Here is a 20,139-nt window from a genome sequence, read left to right as displayed (position 1 = left end):
AAGTATGTTAAAGTTTATAACGAAAGTGTTTGGTGGTACCAAGTCCGAAAAGGACATCAAAAAACTGATACCAATAGTTGAAGAAGTCAACAAAGAATATGCTCAGCTAAAAAATATAAGTGATGATGATCTGAGAGGAAAAACCAAAGAGGTTCAGGATAAAATAGACTCCTCTCTAAAATCTATAGATGACCAGATAGCAGCTCTTCATCAGCAGACAGAGGACAACCCTGATCTGGATATCCACACCAAAGAGGAAATATTCTCTAAAATTGACAAACTAGAGGAAGACCGAAATAAGGATCTTGAAAAAGTCCTTTTGACTGTACTGCCCACCGCCTTTGCTATAATCAAAGAGACCGCTCGCAGGTTTAAAGAAAATGGCAAAATGGAAGTAACAGCTACCATGCTGGACAAATCCCTTTCTGCGAAAAAGAAAAACGTTGAGATTCAAGGTGAAACAGCTATTTGGCATAACAAGTGGATGGCTGCTGGCAACGAAATCACCTGGGAAATGCTGCATTATGATGTTCAGATAATAGGTGGTATAGTACTACATGAAGGTAAAATAGCTGAGATGGCCACTGGTGAAGGTAAAACTCTGGTAGCTACTCTACCTGCCTTCTTGAATGCATTAGCCAAAAGAGGTGTACACATAGTTACGGTAAATGATTACCTGGCGAAGCGTGATAGCGAGTGGATGGCTCCTATTTTTGAGTTTCATGGTCTTACAGTAGATTGTGTAGACAGGCATGAGCCTAACTCAGATGAAAGAAGGCAAGCCTACCATGCTGACATTACTTATGGTACTAATAACGAATTTGGCTTTGACTACCTGCGTGACAATATGTCTCGTGATCCTAAAGAACTGGTACAAAGGAAGCACCATTATGCTATGGTGGATGAGGTAGATTCAGTGCTAATTGATGAAGCCAGAACGCCTTTGATCATCTCTGGACCAGTACCAAAAGGAGACGAGCATGAATTTTATGACTTAAAGCCTCGTATTGGTAAATTGGTAGAAGCTCAAAGAAAACTAGTATCTCAGTTTTTAATTGATGCTAAAAAACTTATTAGCGAAGGAGATGAAAAAGCAGGAGGATTATCGTTATTCCGAGCTTATAGGGGATTACCTAAGCACAAACCTCTCATTAAATATTTAAGTGAGACTGGCGTTCGTCATATTTTACAAAAGACTGAAAACTACTACCTACAGGATAATCAAAAAATGATGCCCGAGGCAGACGAGCCTTTGTTTTTCACTATTGACGAAAAGCATAACAGCATCGAGCTTACAGAAAAAGGTATTGATCTGATTACCGGTGAAGGTGAAGATCCTAACTTCTTCATCATGCCAGATATAGGCACAGAAATAGCTGATCTAGAAAAGGACGAAGTTCTTGGCGACGAAGATAAATTAAGTAAGAAAGACTCCTTAATTAAGGATTATGCTGAAAAATCTCAAAGAATTCACTCAGTAAACCAGTTATTAAAAGCATATACGCTCTTCGAAAAAGACACTGAATACATTATTGTAGATGGAAAAGTGAAAATTGTAGATGAGCAAACAGGCCGTGTAATGGATGGCAGAAGATATTCTGACGGATTACACCAGGCCATTGAGGCTAAGGAAAATGTGAAGGTAGAAGATGCCACACAAACCTATGCTACCATTACGTTGCAAAACTACTTCCGTATGTACCACAAACTAGCTGGTATGACGGGTACTGCAGAGACAGAGGCTGGCGAGTTCTGGGAAATATATGAGTTAGATGTAGTAGTAATACCTACTAACAAACCAATAGCCAGAGCTGACAAGCAAGACATGGTGTATAAAACCATTAGGGAGAAATTCAATGCAGTAGTAGATGAAATTGTAGCTCTTACCGAGGAAGGACGTCCTGTGCTGGTTGGTACTACCTCAGTAGAAATTTCCGAGTTGCTAAGTCGTATGCTTAATATGCGTAAGATCAAACATCAGGTATTGAACGCCAAACAGCACCAAAGAGAAGCAGAAGTAGTAGCAGAGGCAGGTAAGCCTGGCACTGTAACTATTGCGACTAACATGGCCGGTAGAGGAACGGATATTAAGTTAGCTCCTGAATCCAAATCATCTGGAGGTTTGGCCATAATTGGTACAGAAAGACATGAATCTAGAAGGGTAGACAGGCAGCTTAGAGGTAGATCTGGTAGACAAGGGGACCCAGGTTCTTCTCAATTCTTCGTATCACTGGAAGACAACCTGATGAGGATGTTCATGCCAGAGAGAATAGCTAAAGTAATGGACCGTTTAGGACTTCAGGAAGGAGAAGTAATTTCTCACTCTATGGTAACTAAATCCATCGAAAGAGCTCAGAAAAAAGTAGAAGAAAACAACTTTGGTATACGTAAAAGACTTCTGGAGTATGACGATGTAATGAACTCTCAAAGAGAGGTGATCTATACCAGAAGAAAAAATGCTCTTTTCGGAGAAAGATTACAGCTTGACATCATGAATATGCTGTATGATACCTGCGAAGATATTGTATTAAACACCAAAGGAGCTGGCAACTATGAGAGCTTCAAACTTACGGTACTAGGAGTTTTAACCATTGATTTTGAAATAAGTAAAGAAGAGTTCGACAGAGTATCTTCAGAAAAGCTGGCCGACGACTTATATAATCAGGCATTAGAGCATTATAGAAGAAAGAACGAAGATATAGCTAAACGCTCATTCCCTATCATTCAAGACATTAACGAAACAAGGGGTGCGACTATTGAAAACATATTAGTTCCTTTCACTGATGGTAAAAGGCAAATTGGCGTCTCTTCTAACCTTAAAAAGTGTGTAGCCACAGAAAACAGAGAGCTGATTCGCTCTATGGAGAAAATGGTAACATTGGCGATTATTGATCAACTTTGGAAAGACCATTTAAGAGAAATGGATGATCTGAAACAAAGTGTTCAAAACGCTGTATACGAACAGAAAGATCCTTTATTGATTTATAAATTTGAAGGTTTCGAGCTGTTTAAGAGATTCATTGCTAAAGTAAATGAAGATACCATTTCATTCCTTCTAAAAGCAGACCTTCCTGTTCAGGGGGCTCAAGAAGTACAAGAGGCCCGAGAGCAGAGGAAACAGCAAAAGCTTAAGGAACAAAAAGATGAATCGAAATCTTTATTAAGCGGAGGTAATGCTCAGGCACAGGCTAGCGCAAACAGACCTCCGGCAGAGAAAACAATGCCTATTAAAGCGGAAATAACAGTAGGTAGAAACGATAAGGTAACGGTTCAATATATGGATGGAAGCATTGTTAAAGATGTGAAATTCAAAAAAGTAGAAGAAGACATAAAAAACAATAAGTGTGTATTGGTTGAGGAATAAGCAATAACTATGAAAAAAACTGTTCTTTACTGCTTGGTTGGCTTTGCCTTGCTTACAGCGTGTAGTCCTAAAACAAGCACCTCTTCATCTTCAGGAGAGGCGTATAAAGAGGATCTAAAGGCCTATAGACCAGTATATGAAAAACCTGAGGAAAGGCATGATACCTTAAGTAATCAGGCTCATGCCAGCTATGCTGACGTTAATATTGAGCCAACAAATGATGTTACTAAACCTCTAAATAATGTGTTAGATGAGATCGATGATCTCAGGAGTAACACCAGATATATAGATGGTTTTACTATTCAGGTATACTCAGGCACTAACAGAGAAGATGCTCGACTGGCGAGAGGTAAAGTTTTTTCTGTATTACCAGAGTCTAACCCGTCTTTAAAATTTGATGAACCCAATTTCAAGGTAAAGGTAGGCAAGTATTACTCTAAACTTGAAGCTCAAAAACCGTATGCTCAGTTAAAGAAAAGATTTCCTGGAGCATTAATTATTCCTGAAAGAATATACATACAATAAATGTCATTAAAAGCAAAAGTAAAGGAGCTAGCGAAGAAAAATGCCAAAGAGGTAATTGGCATAAGAAGGCACTTACATGCTAATCCGGAACTTTCTTACCAAGAATTTAATACGGCGAAATATGTAGCTGCACAATTAAAAGAAATGGGAATAACTCCAAAAGAGGGCATCGCCAATACAGGCCTTGCCGCTGTAATAGAAGGAAAGAACCCCTCTAAAAAAGTAATAGCGCTGCGTGCCGATATGGATGCTCTCCCTATAAAAGAGACTAATGACATTGAATATAAATCCAAAAATGAAGGTGTGATGCATGCTTGTGGGCATGATGCGCACACCGCTTCATTATTAGGAGTCGCAAAAATACTCTCACAGTTAAAAGATGATTTTGAAGGGTCTGTGAAGCTTATTTTCCAGCCAGGGGAGGAAAAAAACCCCGGTGGCGCTTCCTTAATGATCAAAGATGGTGTTTTAAAAGACCCTGCCCCTGTGAATATACATGGCCAGCATGTGATGCCTCTAATACCGGTAGGTAAAGTAGGCTTTCGTGAAGGAATGTATATGGCCAGCTGTGATGAAATATATTTGAAGGTAAAAGGGAAGGGTGGCCACGGCGCAGTACCAGAACTAGCTGTAGACCCAGTACTTATTACCTCCCACATCATTGTAGCGCTGCAGCAGGTTATCAGCAGAAATGCTAGCCCTAAAACGCCTACTGTGCTTACCTTTGGTAAAGTAATAGCTGATGGGGCCACTAACATTATACCTAATGAGGTGAATGTAGAAGGCACTTTTAGAGCTATGGATGAAACATGGAGAGCTGATGCTCATGAAAAAATAATAAAAATGGCTACTGGTATAGCTGAGTCAATGGGAGGATCCTGCGAAGTAGAAATTTCGAAGGGGTATCCTTATCTTGAAAATGATCCTGAATTAACCAGAAAGTCTAGAGCGGCTGCAGAAGAATACCTGGGAGAAGAAAATGTGGTAGACCTTGATTTGTGGATGGGTGCAGAAGATTTTTCGTTCTATACACACCAAATCCCTGCTTGCTTTTATAGGTTGGGCACAAGAAATGAAGACAAAGGCATCACTTCTTATGTACACACACCTACCTTTAATATCGATGAAGACGCCCTTGAAATAGGCGCCGGACTAATGAGCTGGTTAGCATTAAAAGAGCTAGCAGAATAACTGCTAGCCTTCATCTTCTTCATCTCTGGCTAGCTCACCAGTAATAGCCTCAGACACGTTAATGATGTGATCCCCTACTCTTTCTATTAGATTATATAAATCCGCATATACTATTCCGCTCATCACATCATAATCTCTCTTCTCTATATTTTTCAAATGCTTTTTCCTAAGCTTATCTCGCCTCTTATTAATAACTGCCTCTTTTTCTATTGCCTGGTTTAAGGTTACCCTAGAGTAATCCATATTTAGATTATCAATCATTATATCAAAAGCGTCATCAACTAGCTCCAACATACCTACAAGGTTTTCAATCTGACCGTCAGAGAACCAGTTTTCACCATCACTTTTTCTATCTATCGTTAATGACATCTGGAAGAAAAGATCTCCAATACGTTCAAGATCATTAATAATAGAAAGCATTCCTCTTAACCTCAGTGATGCTTCATTACTTAAGTTAGAAGTAGACAACTTCGATAAATACTCAGCTATTTCAAGTTCTACCCTATCTGTAATTTCTTCATACTTTTTGATCTTACGCATCATCTTACCTCGCTCCTTGTTCTTTTTCTTCTTCAGAAGATTCTGAGCATAACCAGACATTCGCTTCGTAAGATCAGCGAACTTAGCTATTTCCTTTCTGGCTTCTTCCAGAGATATTTCTGGTGTAGACAATAAAGGGGTAGTAATATATTCTAATCTAAACTCTTCTCCATCTCCTTTAGACTTCACCATTTTAGTCACCAGGTTGGCTATCTTATTCACAAAGCCAATAAGTAAGACCACATTGATAAGGTTAAAAAACGTATGGAAGTATGATAATGCCAAAGGAACAGACTCAGCGTCTACGAAAGGTGAGGTACCATGTCTTACATCTACCATAAACCATTCTATTCCACTCAAAAACCACCTAAAGCTGCAGAGCATCCAAATTACTCCGAAAATATTAAATATAAAGTGAGCTCTAGCCGCCCTTTTTGCATGTACATTAGCTACCATAGCGGCTAGGTTAGCGGTAATAGTGGTACCGATATTTTCTCCTAGTACCATAGCTGCCGCCAAATCAAATGAAATCCATCCCTGATTAGCCATTACCAAGGTTAAAGCCATAGTAGCACTAGATGACTGTACTATAACCGTAAGTATAGTACCTATAACCACAAATAATAAAATAGAGAAGAAGTTTCCATTGGTATAATCAGCCAAAAACTCCAGTACCTCCGGGTTAGACTTCAGGTCAGGCACGGCATCTTTCAATGCTTCAAGCCCCATAAATAACAAGGCGAAACCTATAATCACCTCTGCCCAAGATTTTATCCTGGCCTTAGAGGCGAATAATAATGGAGTACCTACAGCTATTATTGGCAGTGCTGCTGCCGCAATTTTCATTTTAAACCCTACCAGTGAAATGATCCAGGACGTGATTGTGGTACCAATATTAGCCCCCATTATCACTCCTATTGACTCTACCAATGAGAGTAAACCTGCATTTACAAAGCTTACCACCATTACGGTAGTAGCTGAAGAAGACTGGACAAGCCCTGTAAGCAGAAAACCTGTAAATACTCCAGCCCATCGGTGCGATGTCATTGCCCTGAGGATACCCCTCATGCGGCCACCCGCCACCTTCTGTATTCCCTCACTCATCACCTTCATACCATAAATGAAGAAACCAAGCGATCCTAAAAGAGTAAGGAAATCAAAAAAATTATACTCCATGTTGTTAAATTTTGCCGCGCAAAGTTAGTTAACTCAAGTGGTTAAAAACTTATCGAATATTAAGTTTATGTTAAGTTCAATCGTATTGATAAATCAAAATTGCAACTTTGATAGAATTTTACCATTGTTTAGCCTCAAATTTATGAATATCAATGCTTAAGCGCTTTCAAGAATTAACAATAGTTTTACATTTAGAATGAAGTATTCAATTTTTTAAGCTATAAATTCGCATCTTTTAAAATTTTGACTTTTGTCTCCCATTCAGCAAAAAAATATTGTGAAACAAGCACTGGTGATAATAGGCGCCATGCTTATATTCCTATTCTCCATAGATATGATGGGCGAGTCTTTCAGTCATCTCGGCCGGGGAGTTGCTGAATCAATATTATTTGCCACTTCTAACCCTTTCATAGGGCTTTTTATAGGCTTACTTATTACAGCCATTATTCAGAGCAGCTCCACTAGCACCTCCATGATAGTAGCTCTGGTTGCCTCCGGATCTATAACTATTGCCGAAGCTGTCCCCATGATTATGGGAGCCAACATTGGCACCACACTTACAAGCACTATAGTATCGTTAGGTTTCATTACTAAAAAAACAGAATTTAGAAGAGCCATAGCCGCGGGTACTGTCCACGATTTTTTCAATATACTTACTACCCTCATTCTTTTTCCGCTAGAGTATTACTACGGTTTTATATCTTCCTTATCTCAATATATTGCTAACATGCTGGTAGACACTAACTCTAACAGCTCTCTCAACGAATATGGTTTTAAGCTTTTTCATGCCTTCCCTATTACACCATACGTGGTAGAGAAAATCAATAATGGTTTTATAAGCCTTGGCCTTGCCTTTATATTGTTATTTGGCTCTATTAAAATTCTTTCCAAAGTGATCTATAAAATGATCATAGGTGAGTCTCAAGATAAGCTTAGAAATTTTGTTTTTAACCGGTCGCTTAAATCCTTTGCCTGGGGCATGGGACTTACTGCAGCTGTTCAATCGAGCTCAGTAACCACATCTCTCATGGTACCCTTTGTAGCTACGGGAAGAGTATCATTAAAAAAGGTGACTCCTTTTATATTCGGAGCCAATGTAGGAACTACCATCACGGCCTTCATAGCAGTATTATTTAAATCTAATGCCGTAATAAGCATTGCTATTACACACTTACTGTTCAATCTCATCGGCGTCATTATATTTCTGCCTTTCCCCTTCATGCGTAGAATTCCTATTAGATTGGCAGTAATATTTGGTAAACAAACCATGAAACACCGAATAACAGGTTTCATTTATATTATACTCACTTTCTTCCTTATTCCTTTTACGCTTATTTATTTTAATAAAAATGCATCAAAGGTGAATGAGTTAACCTATTTGGTGCAAGAACATGAAAAAAGTTATGAAAGAAAGGTGATAAGAAAAACACTTGCTAATAACCGCAATATGATTATGTCCTCCGGAGTAGAAAATGATTTGGGAGATATTCAGCAGAGCTCAGTTTTAAATATTTATAGAAATAAAAAATTATTCTTTATTAACAATCGCTTTTTCCTCATCAATAAGCCCGGATTCTGCTGGGATGATGAGAATAGTAAAGGAAAATTCCAGACTTGCATCACGCAGATACTTCCCAATTGGGATACGGACTTCGCTAATGACTCCGTATACGTGTATACCCGTACATTTTATGATAAAAAGGAAAGCGACTCTTTATATCGCTACTATATAAGTATACCTGAACAGCTACTCCTAAAAACAGAAAAGGTAAATAACCAAGGAGAGGTTACACTCACAGAGAAACTTATCAGAATTAATAAAATTTAATTTCTGCCACTACCCAAAAGCCTGATTATTTTGTTAATGACTATGATTCGTTGAATTCTCATTAACTTGCAACGCAATAAAAAATGAGAGTCTCATCTATTAATTATTAATTGAATAAAAGTGAGAGAAAAAAAAGGCTTATTACATTTCTTAAAAGTAGATAATATCATAGACCATCTTACGGATTTTATAGAATCAAAAGTAGAGGTCTTTAAAATGGAATTAAAAGAAGAGATTGCGGCGCTTATGTCTAAAGCAATAGTAACGGTATTGCTAGGGCTAACAGCCTCCTTTTTTCTATTTTTTCTAAATATTGCTATTGGCTACTACCTCGGATATCTGTTGGAAAATATATTTTACGGTTTTCTAATTGTTTCACTCTTTTATTTAATAGTTTTCATTATATTTTTCTTATTAAGAAACCAACTAGGTTTAAGAGAGTTAATTGAAAAAAAACTAAACGAACTACTAAAGATTAAGAGCAAATAACTATATGGCAACTAGTATTAAAGAACATTGGGAGCAACTATCCGAAAAACACCGAGATAATCTAAAAGAAGATATAGACGTTCTAATATCTCGCAGTAAAGACCTAGCTATGGGCGCTGCGGTTATAGGCGGAGGGTTTGCACTTTCTTATTACTTAATAAAAAAACTCGGGGGCAGTAAAAAGGTAAAGGTCAGCAAAAAGAATAACCATGAAGACCACACCAGTGAAATGACCATAGAAAAGCAACCTTCTATGATGAGTAACATTGGTCATGTAGTTTTAACAGAAATTACCATATTCTTGCTGGCTATAGCCAAAGAGAAGCTCATTGAATACCTACAAAACATCAATAAGGGAGAGGAAAATGATGAATATACTGAAAACTCTTAATCAAAGAAAACTTACAGGACAGAAATCATTAGCATTACTCATTGACCCTGATAATGTAGAAAAGCCTTCTGACTTAGGGACCTTGATCCATCTTGCTAAAGAGTGTTATGTAGACTATATTTTTATTGGAGGCAGTTTAATAACTCAAAGCAATGTTGGGAAGATTATTAATACAATAAAGAAGGAATGCTCCTTGCCCACCATTCTTTTTCCAGGCAATAACATGCACATAGATCTTAGTGCTGATGCAATTTTATTTCTGAGCTTGATTTCAGGTCGTAACCCTGAGTTTTTAATTGGACAGCATGTAGTAGCAGCCCCTATTCTAAAAAACAGCGGAATTGAAATATTGCCCACTGGTTATATGCTCATTAACTCTGATACCACTTCTGCGGTATCATATATGAGCAACACCTCCCCCATCCCTCCAGATAAATATTCTGTAGCCGCCTGTACGGCCATGGCAGGTGAAATGCTAGGGCTAAAATTAATTTTTATGGATGCAGGCAGTGGTGCTAAAACCGCCATTACTCCTAAAATGATTAGCCAGGTAAACCGATCTATAAATGTACCCTTGATAGTAGGAGGAGGAATTGACTCAGCTTACAAGGCCAAAGAATCATTAGAAGCTGGTGCAGACATGATAGTAATAGGAAATGCAGCAGAAAAAAACCCCAATCTTATGATTGAGGTTTCTGAAAAGATTTATGATTTTAATAAGAGCTTAAACATTCATTAATGTTTCTCTCTTTCTCATTTTACCAGCAGGTATACCATACATCATTTTAAAACGTCTACAGAAATAAGCAGTATCCTTATATCCACAAGCTTTACCTATGTCTCTGATACTCATTTTTGTAGTTCTAAGCAGGTTTACTGCATGTTCCATTCTTTGGTACTCAATGTAATCCTGAGGGTTAATTCCTGTGAGGGTTTTAAAGTATTGCCCTACATAATCCTCTGATACATCAGCCACTTCTGACAACTTCTTATTCGTTAACTCACCTGACAGATTATCTTTAATGTATTTAAAGAGCTTAATCAATCGAGGATCTTTGAAATAAGTACTATTAGTAGCCATTTGCTCTACGAATAGTCTGTTTTCGATAATGTGTCTGATAACTTCTACTACTAAAAGCTCAGTCTTTATCTTCACTACTCTCTGGTTTCCTTCCAGCTTATTTTCTTGCTCCTTAATAATCTCATAAATGATATTATTAACCTTACTATTTTCTAAAGAAAAAGGAGGAATATCCAGTGCAGTAAAGAAGTTTACTGTATCAAAAACCTTTGTTTCAAAAACAATTGAAGTAAAATCAGCCACTGGTACAGCAGAAGGATCATCAACGTGTGTCCTGAAATATTCAGCCTGCTTATACCCAAACTCTTCTAAAGTTAGTTCTGGACTTCTGTCATCTACATTACCAAAGGTTAGAGGTGTATTTCTAACTGCAGGTATGAAAAGTGCATGCCCCTCTGTCAACAACTCATCCTCGCTTCCGTAACGTACAACGCCTTTTTTGAGGATTAGAATTGTGTTCTCTGTGTCCTGATAGTCCTTAATTGTAAAGGGGTGTAATACCTTTATATTATTGGACTTTACAAACTTAATTCCTAATGATTCAATTATTTTATTGTAATCTTCCATCAACTTACTGTATTTTAACAATACGCAAATTTAATGAATAAAATCATCAATGCCTGCACTTTTCTAAGAAATATATCACTTTATTTATATAATCGGTGAATAACTACTTTAAAAGCTCGCGAGATATTACAATTTTCTGTATTTCAGAGGTACCTTCATAAATTTGAGTGATCTTAGCATCACGCATTAAACGCTCCACATGGTACTCTTTTACAAAGCCATAACCACCATGGACCTGCACTGCTTCCACCGTAACATCCATTGCCGTTTTTGATGCAAAAAGCTTAGCCATAGCTGCTGCCTGCACAAAATCCTTCCCTTGATCTTTAAGACTGGCTGCGTTTAAACATAATAATCTTGCCGCCTCTATGCTTGTAGCCATATCTGCCAGCTTAAATTGGATAGCCTGGTGCTGACTAATTTCTTTTCCAAATGCTTTTCTTTCTTTTGAATAGTTAAGAGCAAGCTCATAAGCTCCTGAAGCAATGCCTAATGCTTGAGAGGCAATTCCTATACGCCCTCCATTTAGTGTAGTCATCGCAAACTTAAACCCAAAGCCATCCTCTCCTATGCGGTTCTCTTTTGGAACTTTCACATCAGTAAACATAAGTGAGTGAGTATCCGAACCACGAATTCCTAACTTATTCTCCTTCTTCCCTACAACAAAACCATCCATTCCTTTCTCCACAATTAGTGCATTAATGCCTTTGTGTTTCTTCTCAGGATCAGTCTGAGCTATAACTATATAAAACTCGGCACTGTTACCGTTAGTAATCCAGTTTTTGGTACCGTTAAGCAAATAATAATCTCCTTTATCTTCAGCCGTTGTTCGCTGACTGGTAGCATCAGAACCTGCCTCTGGCTCAGAAAGACAAAAAGCACCTATTACTTCTCCAGACGCAAGTCTCGTAAGGTATTTCTGCTTTTGCTCCTCTGTACCATATTTTTCTAATCCCCAACAAACCAGTGAGTTATTTACAGACATGGCTACTGAACATGACGCATCTATCTTTGATATTTCTTCCATAGCTAAGACATAAGATATAGAGTCCATGCCGCCACCATTATATTTTGGGTCTACCATCATGCCCATAAAGCCAAGCTCACCCATTTTCTTAACCTGCTCTGCAGGGAAGATCTGCTTTTCATCTCGTTCAATCACACCCGTAAGTAATTCATTTTGGGCAAAATCACGAGCAGCATCGCGCACGGCTAACTGCTCTTCAGTAAATTCAAAATTCATAGTAATCAGTTTAATTCATAAGAAATTATCCACTCCTCTTTTTGTGACCTAAATACAAAAAAAGAGGGATTGTTATGCATGCATAACAATCCCTTCTAATTTACAATTATTTTGATAAACTAATTCTAACAAAAGGCCATAATCTTGCCCTTATAAGCTTTAATTAGTCTCTGTTTCCTAAGAATATGCTAACATAATAAAGCAATGTTACTAAAGAAGCCAGCGCTGCTACTACATAAGTCATGGCTGCCCATTTCAAAGCATCTTTCGCCATACCATACTCATTGCTGTCTACTATATGTCGCTCTTTTACCCACGCCAAAGCCCTTTTGCTGGCATCAAACTCTACAGGTAACGTTACTAGCGAAAACAACGTCATCACACCGTAAGCTCCTATTATAACCAATAGCACCAACTGAACGGGAAAGGTTTGGAAGAGGAAAAATCCACCAAACAACATTACCATCATAATGATATTCAAAATTTTGGCACTTGCATTTTGTACAGGTACCATAGCCGACCTGAACTCCAACATGCTGTAGGCTGTAGCATGCTGCACTGCGTGTCCACATTCATGAGAGGCTACCGCAGCTGCAGCTGCGTTTCTTCCATGATAAACTCCTTCACTCAAGTTCACAGTTTTATTGGCAGGGTTATAATGATCTGACAAGTGCCCCGATACGGACACTACCTGAACATCATGTATTCCATGATCAGCAAGCATAAGCTTAGCGATCTCAGCCCCAGATAAATTCTTATTTAAAGGCACCTGAGAGTACTTCTTAAATTTATTTTTGAGCCTAGACTGTACCGCAAAGCTCAAAATACCAAAGACGATAATAATTACAAAAATCATAATCTATAATCCTTTTTTAATCTTATTTACCAAACCTGTAGTGGAGTACCCATCGACCAAGTCAATAGTTTTTACCACTCCTCCGTTCTTAATCACAATATCTGAGCCAACAATATTTTCTGTCAAATAGTCACTCCCTTTAACCAAAATATCCGGCAAAATTTCAGTAATAACTTCCAAAGGAGTATCTTGAGAGAAATAAGTTACTGCATCTACAAAACTCAGAGAAGCCAGTAACCTAGCACGAGCGTACTCATCATTAAGAGGTCGCTCTTCACCCTTAAGTCTTTTTACCGATGCATCGGTATTAATAGCTACAATGAGCCTATCTCCTAATTCAGCTGCTTTCTCCAGATAATCAACGTGTCCTAAATGAAGAATATCAAAGCAACCATTGGTAAACACTACTTTCTCACCCTTTTCGCTCCAAGACTTTCTTAGGCGAACAAGGTCACCCAGTTCAACTATTTTTTGCTTCGTTTTCAACTCTTTTTTTAGATATCTGACTTAAAAATAATGACAAAGCACCTACCACAATAATCACTAGCGTTTGCCACCCATGAAATATAAAGGTGAATGGTATGGCCTTTTCTTCTGGTATATTATACAATAACACCAGCCCTAATGGCACTAAAATATGAAAACTACCCGCTCCTCCCGGCAAAGGTAAAGCCATCGCGATCCCTCCAATTACAAAAATAGTAAGTGCTGCCAATACGCCAAGATGTGAGGTTTCAGGAAACGCGAGCATTACGAGATACATCATTAAATAATAACATATCCATATTAGTAAAGAATAGAGTACAAAAAGGAACCGCTTCTCTAAGTGGAATATACTGGTGAGACCACTTTTGAGTCCTCTTATCATCTTCTTAGCCTTAGACACATACCGTAATGATAAAAACCGCCTGCTGTTGTATATATAAACTAATGCCACCCCTACTGCCACCATTAATACTAAAACACCAGCTATTAAATTAGTAGAAAAACTACCCTCTTCTGCTGAAGTTAATTTCGCTATTTCATCTGATTGAAAGAAATAAATAAGGTTATCAAGTTCAATAAAAAAAGATGCGGTCAGTAATATAATAAGGAAGATCAGATCTATTATCCGCTCCATTATTACTGTACCGAATGAAACATCCACCGGAGTCTTATCTATACGATACAAATTATAACATCTGGACACCTCTCCTCCTCTTGGCACCGCCAAATTAATAAAATACCCTACCATTACAGACATAAAACTATTACCCAGCGTAGGCTTATAGCCAAGAGGCTTTAAGAGCAGTTTCCATCTTTCTGCTCTTATCATATGGCTAGCCACTGCCGCCATAGCCGAAAGCAACAAAAAGGTTTTATCTGCGGCCTTCCAGGTGCTCATTAAAAAGCTCCATTTAGTCTGCCCTTCTGACACCTCTATGTTTTGGAATGAAATCCACAAAAGAAATACCGTTACACCAATCATAACGGCATATTTTAATATATTCTTAATTCTGCTATTCATTAAAAATTAAAGCAGTTTATTATTCGCATCAGGGAATATTATTGATGGTTCAAATTTTTTGGCCTCTTCAAAATCCATATGTGCATAAGATATAATAATCACTATGTCTCCCACTTGGGCCTTTCGGGCGGCAGGACCATTAAGGCAAACCATACCACTGCCTCTCTCTCCTTTTATCGTATAGGTTTCTAGTCGTTCACCGTTATTCACGTTCACAATCTGCACCTTTTCACCTTCGATCATATTGGCCGCCTCCAGCAAATCCTCATCTATGGTAACACTTCCCACATAATGAAGCTCTGCCTGCGTAATTTTTACACGATGAATTTTGGATTTTAAAACTTCTATATTCATTGAAATAAGATCAAAAATCTAATTTAATAATAACATTATCAATTAACCTAACACCTTCCACATATGCGGCTATGCATACCGCAACGGATTTTTGGGATGAAACGTTCTCCACGGGCTCAAGAGTGGAAGGCTCTACTACCTCCAGATATTCTACCTGAACTAGGTTATCCTCCATTAGCTTGTAAGCCTCTCTTTTCAATTTATCCAGCTCTTCTCCTCTATGCAAATAATCTTCGCATAACCTCAACGCTTTATAAATTGAAGCAGCTTGATCCTTCGCCTCTTCACTAAGTCGCCGGTTTCTGGAGGACATGGCCAGCCCAGATTCCTCCCTAAAAATAAGAACCCTTCTTAGCTTAACCGAAAAGGATAAATCATTAACCATCTGAGCAATAATCATATATTGCTGCAGGTCCTTTTGCCCAAAGTAAGCAAAATCAGGATTTACAATATTAAACAGCTTAGAAACTATAACACCTACGCCATTAAAATGACCAGGCCTAAAACTTCCTTCCATCACCCGCTCAAGATTACCAAAATCAAATTTCACAACAGGCAGGGAAGGGTACATTTCTTCTACCGAAGGGCAAAATACCGCATTACATCCTGCTGTTTCTAACATCTTCAGGTCATCTTCTAAAGTTCTGGGGTACTTATCCAGATCAGCAGCATTATTAAACTGCGTCGGATTTACAAAGACACTACACACCACAATATCAGCCTCCGCTAAGGCCTCACCTACTAATGAAAGGTGCCCTTTATGCAAGGCTCCCATAGTAGGTACAAGCCCTATTGATTTGCCACTTTTACGGTGCTCTTGTAAGTAACTTTGTAGGGGAAAAATCTCCTTAAAAACCTCCATGAGTACATTTTGAAACGGGGGCAAAAGTAAGTTTTTAGAGATATAATATATGGAAAAATGGCAAAAATTTTGTAATTTTGTGGTCTTATTCTACGCAAACAAATCTCATACACATATGTCAAAACTTCGTATTCTTTATGTAGCCAGTGAAATCAATCCTTTCTTACAAACATCAGAAGTTGCTGAATTTGTAAGAAAATTGCCACAGGCTATGCAGGAAAAAGGGATGGAAATCAGAATACTGGTTCCGAGGTTCGGTTTAATAAATGAAAGGAAAAATCGCTTACACGAGGTAGTACGACTCTCAGGTATCAACATAGCAGTTGGTGACGAAGAAAAACCTTTAATAATAAAGGTAGCATCTATACCTAACGCCAAGTTACAGGTATACTTTATAGATAATGAAGATTATTTCCATAGAAAGTATGTTTTCCATGACAAAGAAAATAACTTTTATGAAGACAATGACGAAAGGGCAATATTTTTCTGTAAAGGCGTTATAGAGACCGTAAGAAAATTAGGATGGACTCCTGACATTGTTCATTGCAATGACTGGATGACAAGCCTTATTCCATTGTACTTAAAAACAACTTACAAAAATGATCCTTTATTTAAGGATGCAAAAACTGTTTTTTCTGTTTACAACAACAGTTTCAAGCATAAATTTAACAATGACTTGCTTGACAAGGTGAAAATGATGGACATTGAAGATAGCATGCTCACTAACTTACAATCTGCAGATTACTATGGATTTATAAAGTTAGGCATGGAGTTTTCTGATGCTGTAATACAGACAGAAGAAGATGAATCTCTAAATGGACTATTTGGCCAAACTGAAGAGAAAAAAATAGAAACTATAGAACAAGACGAAAATTTTACGGACTCTTATTACAACTTATATAATGAACTTGTGGGCTAGAACCAAGGGGCTGATTTTACTTTCAGCCCTCACTTTTTTTTCATGTGAAGAAGATTTCAGTACTGTAGGCCTCCAACCGATAGATAGTTTGGGGGTTTTTTTTGCGGAAATTCCGCTGAAAGATCATATCTCACAGGTATGGCTAGACAGTATTAATACCAGAGGAAAATCTGTACTTTTAGCAGGTCAGTATCAAGACCCTGAACTAGGACTCATAGAGGCTAAAGCCTTTGCTGAGATCCTTCCTTTAAGGCTCAATCCTGGATCAAATTTTAAAACAGACGCTACTTTCGATTCTTTAGTAATGGAACTAAGAATAGCCACCACTTATGGCTTGAATGATCAGCCCTTAGAATTATCTCTTCACAGAATAACCGAATCTATAGAAATAGATTCTTCGCACTATTATTCATCAGCCTCAGAACAGGCAACTGGAGAGATATTAGGTCAAAAGAGTTTTAATATATACCCTGACTCTGCAACTATGACGGTTAAAAGCGCAGAGCTAGACCCCAAAGACCCTATTGATTCTGCTACTATAGCCAATTTCTATGACAGCAATGGCAGGTACAAGTATTTACATAAAATAAAACTTGATGATAGCTTTGGTCAGGATTTCTTTAATAAAATAAAAAATAAAGATGCAATCTTGCAGGACTCATCTTTAGTCAGTTATATAAACTACTTCTCTGGACTTTCAGTACAGTCCAGCTCAGGGAGTTCTATAGTTAGTTACTCTATTAGTGGTGGCACTGCTATGAAATTCTATTACCATGAAACTAATGACAAAGGGCAAGTAGAATCAAAAAGCTTAACATTTGCCATCAACAGCAACAGTCAGCGTCACTATAACAATATTTCCCCTAATAGAAATACACCTTGGTCTGGAGCAAATGTTGCATCTATTAACTCTTTTTACACCCCTTATAAAGTATCTGACAAGGTATATATACAAAGTGGGACAGGACTGTTAGCTAACATTGATCTCTCGTTTTTAAGAGATTTTAGCAACAGAGATTCCACTAAAAATGCGGTGATACAAAGAGCTCAAATATTCTTTAAAAGCCCAGAGCAAGAAAGCAGTTTTGCCGTACCTGCATCCATCTCTTATTACTCTACTAACACTGAAAATATACTAAAAAGCAGGGCCGCAGTACAACCTCTACCCGGTCCAAGCAATACTGTATTGACATCTGTATATGACAGTAAAAGAAATGAGTACAAGGCTGATCTTCCTAATTACATCCGTCTTATAAGCAGAAATATAACGGAATATGATCGATTAACGATTTATCCTGCTGGATTTACAGAGAGTGTCAATAGATTTGCAATAAACAAGGACGATGTTTATATTCAATTATACTACACCGTTCCTGAACCATCTGACAACTAAAACTTAAAAAATATGTGTGGCATTGTTGCTTACGTAGGGTCGAGGCAGGCTCATGAGGTGATTATTAAAGGACTTAAAAGGCTGGAATATCGTGGCTATGATAGCGCCGGTATTGCTTTACATAATAACGGCCTTAATGTATACAAGAAAAAAGGAAGAGTGGTAGACCTTGAAAAAACTCTCTCTGAAGAAGATTTGAATAGCCACATAGGCATAGGTCATACACGCTGGGCTACGCATGGTGAGCCTAATGATACCAATGCTCACCCTCATTATTCTCGCTCCAAGAATCTAGCTATAATACATAATGGTATTATTGAAAACTACAGCGTTCTTAAGCAAGAGCTTGTGAAAAAAGGACATGAATTTCTTAGTGAAACTGACTCTGAAGTATTTATTCACTTCATAGAAGATATTCAAATAAACAATAATTGCTCTCTAGAAGAAGCCGTAAGATTGGCTCTGACCAAAGTTGTAGGAGCCTATGCTATCGTTATCATGTCTCAGGACAACCCTAACATGCTTATAGCTGCCAGAAAAGGGAGTCCTTTAGTTATTGGCGTAGGAAAAGACGAATTTTTCTTAGCGTCTGATGCTACTCCTATCATTGAGTATACTAATGAAGTAGTTTACCTTAATGATTATGAAATAGCTATCATAGATAACAATGAGCTTAAACTGAAAAATACTCAAGATGTGCCTAGCACGCCTTATATTCAAACTCTGGACATGGAGCTGGAAGCCATTGAAAAAGGTGGTTACGAGCACTTCATGTTAAAAGAAATTTTCGAGCAACCCCGAGCCATTGGAGATTGTATGCGCGGAAGACTCAGTGCCAATGAGGGCCGCCTGGTTCTTGGAGGTATTAGAGAATATGCTAATAAGCTGGTGAACGCAGAAAGAATTATAATTGTGGCGTGTGGTACTTCATGGCATTCTGGGCTTGTAGCAGAGTATTTCTTCGAAGAATTCTGTCGTATTCCTGTAGAGGTAGAGTATGCTTCCGAATTCAGATATCGTAATCCGGTAATCAATGAAGGAGATGTGGTCTTTGCTATTTCTCAATCAGGAGAAACCGCAGATACTTTGGCCGCTATTGAACTGGCAAAATCTAAAGGAGCCATTATTTTCGGTGTTTGCAACGTAGTAGGTTCATCTATTTCAAGAATATCTCATGAAGGCGCATATACTCACGCTGGTCCTGAAATTGGGGTAGCTAGTACAAAAGCTTTTACTGCTCAGCTTACTGTACTTAATATGATTGCTCTTAGAGTAGCTCATCAAAAAGGCACTATCACAGAAAGAAGATATCATGAACTTTTAGTGGAGCTTGAAAATATTCCTGCTAAAGTAGAAAAGGCTTTAAAGCTTGATGATCAAATCAAAGCTATCTCTGAAAGATTTCAGAATGCCCGTAACTTCATCTACTTAGGAAGAGGCTACAATTTCCCTGTAGCTCTGGAAGGAGCACTAAAGCTTAAAGAAATTTCTTACATCCATGCAGAAGGGTATCCTGCCGCAGAAATGAAGCACGGCCCTATTGCTTTAATAGATGAAGAGATGCCTGTAGTATTTATAGCTACCAGAGATAGTTCTTATGACAAGGTAGTATCTAACATTCAGGAAGTAAAAGCAAGAAAAGGTAAAGTGATAGCTGTAGTTACAGAAGGCGACGCTCTAATACCACAAATGGCTGAATTTGTAATAGAAGTGCCTAAAACAGATGAAGCGCTTATGCCTATGGTATCTGTTATTCCTCTTCAGTTATTATCATATCATATAGCTGTAATGAGAGGGTGTAACGTTGACCAGCCTAGAAACCTAGCTAAGTCTGTTACAGTAGAATAAAAAAT

Annotated in this window: 18 protein-coding genes; 10 read left to right on the top strand and 8 right to left on the bottom strand. The window is 38.0% G+C overall.

Annotated elements, in window-relative coordinates; all coding sequences use genetic code 11:
* The first annotated feature begins 4 nt into the window (after positions 1-4).
* Genes secA through JL102_RS02260 form a run of 3 tightly spaced genes read left to right on the top strand, consistent with a single transcriptional unit; the run spans position 5 to position 5,080 of the window.
* A complete protein-coding gene (gene secA, locus JL102_RS02270) occupies positions 5-3,364 on the top strand; it encodes a preprotein translocase subunit SecA (protein ID WP_202242051.1) in 3,360 nt (1,119 codons plus the stop codon).
* 9 nt (positions 3,365-3,373) lie between these two features.
* Positions 3,374-3,889: an SPOR domain-containing protein gene (locus tag JL102_RS02265; RefSeq protein WP_202242050.1), complete on the top strand. Its 516-nt coding sequence runs from the start codon at positions 3,374-3,376 to the stop codon at positions 3,887-3,889.
* Positions 3,890-5,080 (top strand): M20 metallopeptidase family protein, encoded by a 1,191-nt coding sequence (locus JL102_RS02260; RefSeq protein ID WP_202242049.1) that lies wholly within the window; start codon positions 3,890-3,892, stop codon positions 5,078-5,080.
* 3 nt (positions 5,081-5,083) lie between these two features.
* Here JL102_RS02260 and JL102_RS02255 read toward each other — a convergent pair whose 3' ends face one another.
* Complete coding sequence (locus JL102_RS02255) at positions 5,084-6,796, bottom strand: Na/Pi cotransporter family protein (protein WP_202242048.1); 1,713 nt, start codon at positions 6,794-6,796, stop codon at positions 5,084-5,086.
* A gap of 277 nt (positions 6,797-7,073) precedes the next feature.
* Between JL102_RS02255 and JL102_RS02250 the strand changes: the two genes are divergently transcribed.
* From JL102_RS02250 to JL102_RS02235, 4 genes are all read left to right on the top strand, one after another.
* Positions 7,074-8,624: a Na/Pi symporter gene (locus tag JL102_RS02250; RefSeq protein WP_317191603.1), complete on the top strand. Its 1,551-nt coding sequence runs from the start codon at positions 7,074-7,076 to the stop codon at positions 8,622-8,624.
* Between the two features lie 120 nt (positions 8,625-8,744).
* On the top strand, positions 8,745-9,113 hold the full coding sequence (locus JL102_RS02245) for a phage holin family protein (RefSeq protein WP_202242047.1): 369 nt from the start codon (positions 8,745-8,747) through the stop codon (positions 9,111-9,113).
* Between the two features lie 4 nt (positions 9,114-9,117).
* Positions 9,118-9,504, top strand: a complete 387-nt coding sequence (locus tag JL102_RS02240; RefSeq protein ID WP_202242046.1) for a hypothetical protein — start codon at positions 9,118-9,120, stop codon at positions 9,502-9,504.
* Entirely contained in the window at positions 9,479-10,243 is a 765-nt protein-coding gene (locus JL102_RS02235) for a geranylgeranylglyceryl/heptaprenylglyceryl phosphate synthase (protein WP_202242045.1), read from the top strand. Before JL102_RS02240 ends, JL102_RS02235 begins: the two co-directional genes overlap by 26 nt.
* On the opposite strand, the gene JL102_RS02230 is transcribed toward JL102_RS02235, so the two are convergent.
* From JL102_RS02230 to panC, 7 genes are all read right to left on the bottom strand, one after another.
* On the bottom strand, positions 10,229-11,152 hold the full coding sequence (locus tag JL102_RS02230; protein ID WP_202242044.1) for a helix-turn-helix domain-containing protein: 924 nt from the start codon (positions 11,150-11,152) through the stop codon (positions 10,229-10,231). The genes JL102_RS02235 and JL102_RS02230 overlap by 15 nt on opposite strands.
* A gap of 103 nt (positions 11,153-11,255) precedes the next feature.
* A complete protein-coding gene (locus JL102_RS02225) occupies positions 11,256-12,395 on the bottom strand; it encodes an acyl-CoA dehydrogenase (RefSeq protein ID WP_202242043.1) in 1,140 nt (379 codons plus the stop codon).
* 163 nt (positions 12,396-12,558) lie between these two features.
* Positions 12,559-13,251 (bottom strand): zinc metallopeptidase, encoded by a 693-nt coding sequence (locus JL102_RS02220; RefSeq protein WP_202242042.1) that lies wholly within the window; start codon positions 13,249-13,251, stop codon positions 12,559-12,561.
* A 3-nt stretch (positions 13,252-13,254) separates the two neighbouring features.
* Positions 13,255-13,737 (bottom strand): D-glycero-beta-D-manno-heptose 1-phosphate adenylyltransferase, encoded by a 483-nt coding sequence (rfaE2, locus tag JL102_RS02215; RefSeq protein WP_202242041.1) that lies wholly within the window; start codon positions 13,735-13,737, stop codon positions 13,255-13,257.
* Positions 13,712-14,758 carry a lysylphosphatidylglycerol synthase transmembrane domain-containing protein gene (locus JL102_RS02210; protein WP_202242040.1) on the bottom strand — a complete coding sequence of 349 codons (1,047 nt, stop codon included), beginning with the start codon at positions 14,756-14,758 and terminating at the stop codon, positions 13,712-13,714. Before JL102_RS02210 ends, rfaE2 begins: the two co-directional genes overlap by 26 nt.
* Positions 14,759-14,764: 6 nt before the next feature.
* Positions 14,765-15,112 carry an aspartate 1-decarboxylase gene (panD, locus tag JL102_RS02205; RefSeq protein WP_202242039.1) on the bottom strand — a complete coding sequence of 116 codons (348 nt, stop codon included), beginning with the start codon at positions 15,110-15,112 and terminating at the stop codon, positions 14,765-14,767.
* Positions 15,113-15,122: 10 nt separating this feature from the next.
* Positions 15,123-15,974: a pantoate--beta-alanine ligase gene (panC, locus tag JL102_RS02200; protein WP_202242038.1), complete on the bottom strand. Its 852-nt coding sequence runs from the start codon at positions 15,972-15,974 to the stop codon at positions 15,123-15,125.
* Positions 15,975-16,089: 115 nt separating this feature from the next.
* On the opposite strand from panC, the gene JL102_RS02195 reads away from it, so the two are divergent.
* The 3 genes from JL102_RS02195 to glmS are packed head-to-tail and all read left to right on the top strand — an operon-like array spanning position 16,090 to position 20,134.
* Positions 16,090-16,893, top strand: a complete 804-nt coding sequence (locus JL102_RS02195; protein WP_202242037.1) for a glycogen/starch synthase — start codon at positions 16,090-16,092, stop codon at positions 16,891-16,893.
* Positions 16,877-18,286: a DUF4270 family protein gene (locus JL102_RS02190; protein ID WP_202242036.1), complete on the top strand. Its 1,410-nt coding sequence runs from the start codon at positions 16,877-16,879 to the stop codon at positions 18,284-18,286. Before JL102_RS02195 ends, JL102_RS02190 begins: the two co-directional genes overlap by 17 nt.
* Before the next feature lie 12 nt (positions 18,287-18,298).
* Positions 18,299-20,134, top strand: coding sequence for a glutamine--fructose-6-phosphate transaminase (isomerizing) (gene glmS, locus JL102_RS02185; protein ID WP_202242035.1), 1,836 nt, complete (start codon positions 18,299-18,301; stop codon positions 20,132-20,134).
* The last annotated feature ends 5 nt before the right edge of the window (positions 20,135-20,139 follow it).

The organism is Fulvivirga sediminis, assembly GCF_016757215.1.
GTDB classification, from domain to species: Bacteria; Bacteroidota; Bacteroidia; order Cytophagales; family Cyclobacteriaceae; genus Fulvivirga; species Fulvivirga sediminis.
Note: the sequence above shows the minus strand (reverse complement) of the source record. Positions and strands in the feature narration are given on the sequence as shown.

Excerpts from the sequence above, each read along its gene's own strand:
- secA (WP_202242051.1), top strand. The coding sequence starts at position 5 with ATGTTAAAGTTTATAACGAAAGTGTTTGGTGGTACCAAGTCCGAAAAG.
- JL102_RS02265 (WP_202242050.1), top strand. The coding sequence starts at position 3,374 with ATGAAAAAAACTGTTCTTTACTGCTTGGTTGGCTTTGCCTTGCTTACA.
- JL102_RS02260 (WP_202242049.1), top strand. The coding sequence starts at position 3,890 with ATGTCATTAAAAGCAAAAGTAAAGGAGCTAGCGAAGAAAAATGCCAAA.
- JL102_RS02255 (WP_202242048.1), bottom strand. The coding sequence starts at position 6,796 with ATGGAGTATAATTTTTTTGATTTCCTTACTCTTTTAGGATCGCTTGGT.
- JL102_RS02240 (WP_202242046.1), top strand. The coding sequence starts at position 9,118 with ATGGCAACTAGTATTAAAGAACATTGGGAGCAACTATCCGAAAAACAC.
- JL102_RS02235 (WP_202242045.1), top strand. The coding sequence starts at position 9,479 with ATGATGAATATACTGAAAACTCTTAATCAAAGAAAACTTACAGGACAG.
- JL102_RS02230 (WP_202242044.1), bottom strand. The coding sequence starts at position 11,152 with ATGGAAGATTACAATAAAATAATTGAATCATTAGGAATTAAGTTTGTA.
- JL102_RS02225 (WP_202242043.1), bottom strand. The coding sequence starts at position 12,395 with ATGAATTTTGAATTTACTGAAGAGCAGTTAGCCGTGCGCGATGCTGCT.
- JL102_RS02220 (WP_202242042.1), bottom strand. The coding sequence starts at position 13,251 with ATGATTTTTGTAATTATTATCGTCTTTGGTATTTTGAGCTTTGCGGTA.
- JL102_RS02210 (WP_202242040.1), bottom strand. The coding sequence starts at position 14,758 with ATGAATAGCAGAATTAAGAATATATTAAAATATGCCGTTATGATTGGT.
- panD (WP_202242039.1), bottom strand. The coding sequence starts at position 15,112 with ATGAATATAGAAGTTTTAAAATCCAAAATTCATCGTGTAAAAATTACG.
- panC (WP_202242038.1), bottom strand. The coding sequence starts at position 15,974 with ATGGAGGTTTTTAAGGAGATTTTTCCCCTACAAAGTTACTTACAAGAG.
- JL102_RS02195 (WP_202242037.1), top strand. The coding sequence starts at position 16,090 with ATGTCAAAACTTCGTATTCTTTATGTAGCCAGTGAAATCAATCCTTTC.
- JL102_RS02190 (WP_202242036.1), top strand. The coding sequence starts at position 16,877 with ATGAACTTGTGGGCTAGAACCAAGGGGCTGATTTTACTTTCAGCCCTC.
- glmS (WP_202242035.1), top strand. The coding sequence starts at position 18,299 with ATGTGTGGCATTGTTGCTTACGTAGGGTCGAGGCAGGCTCATGAGGTG.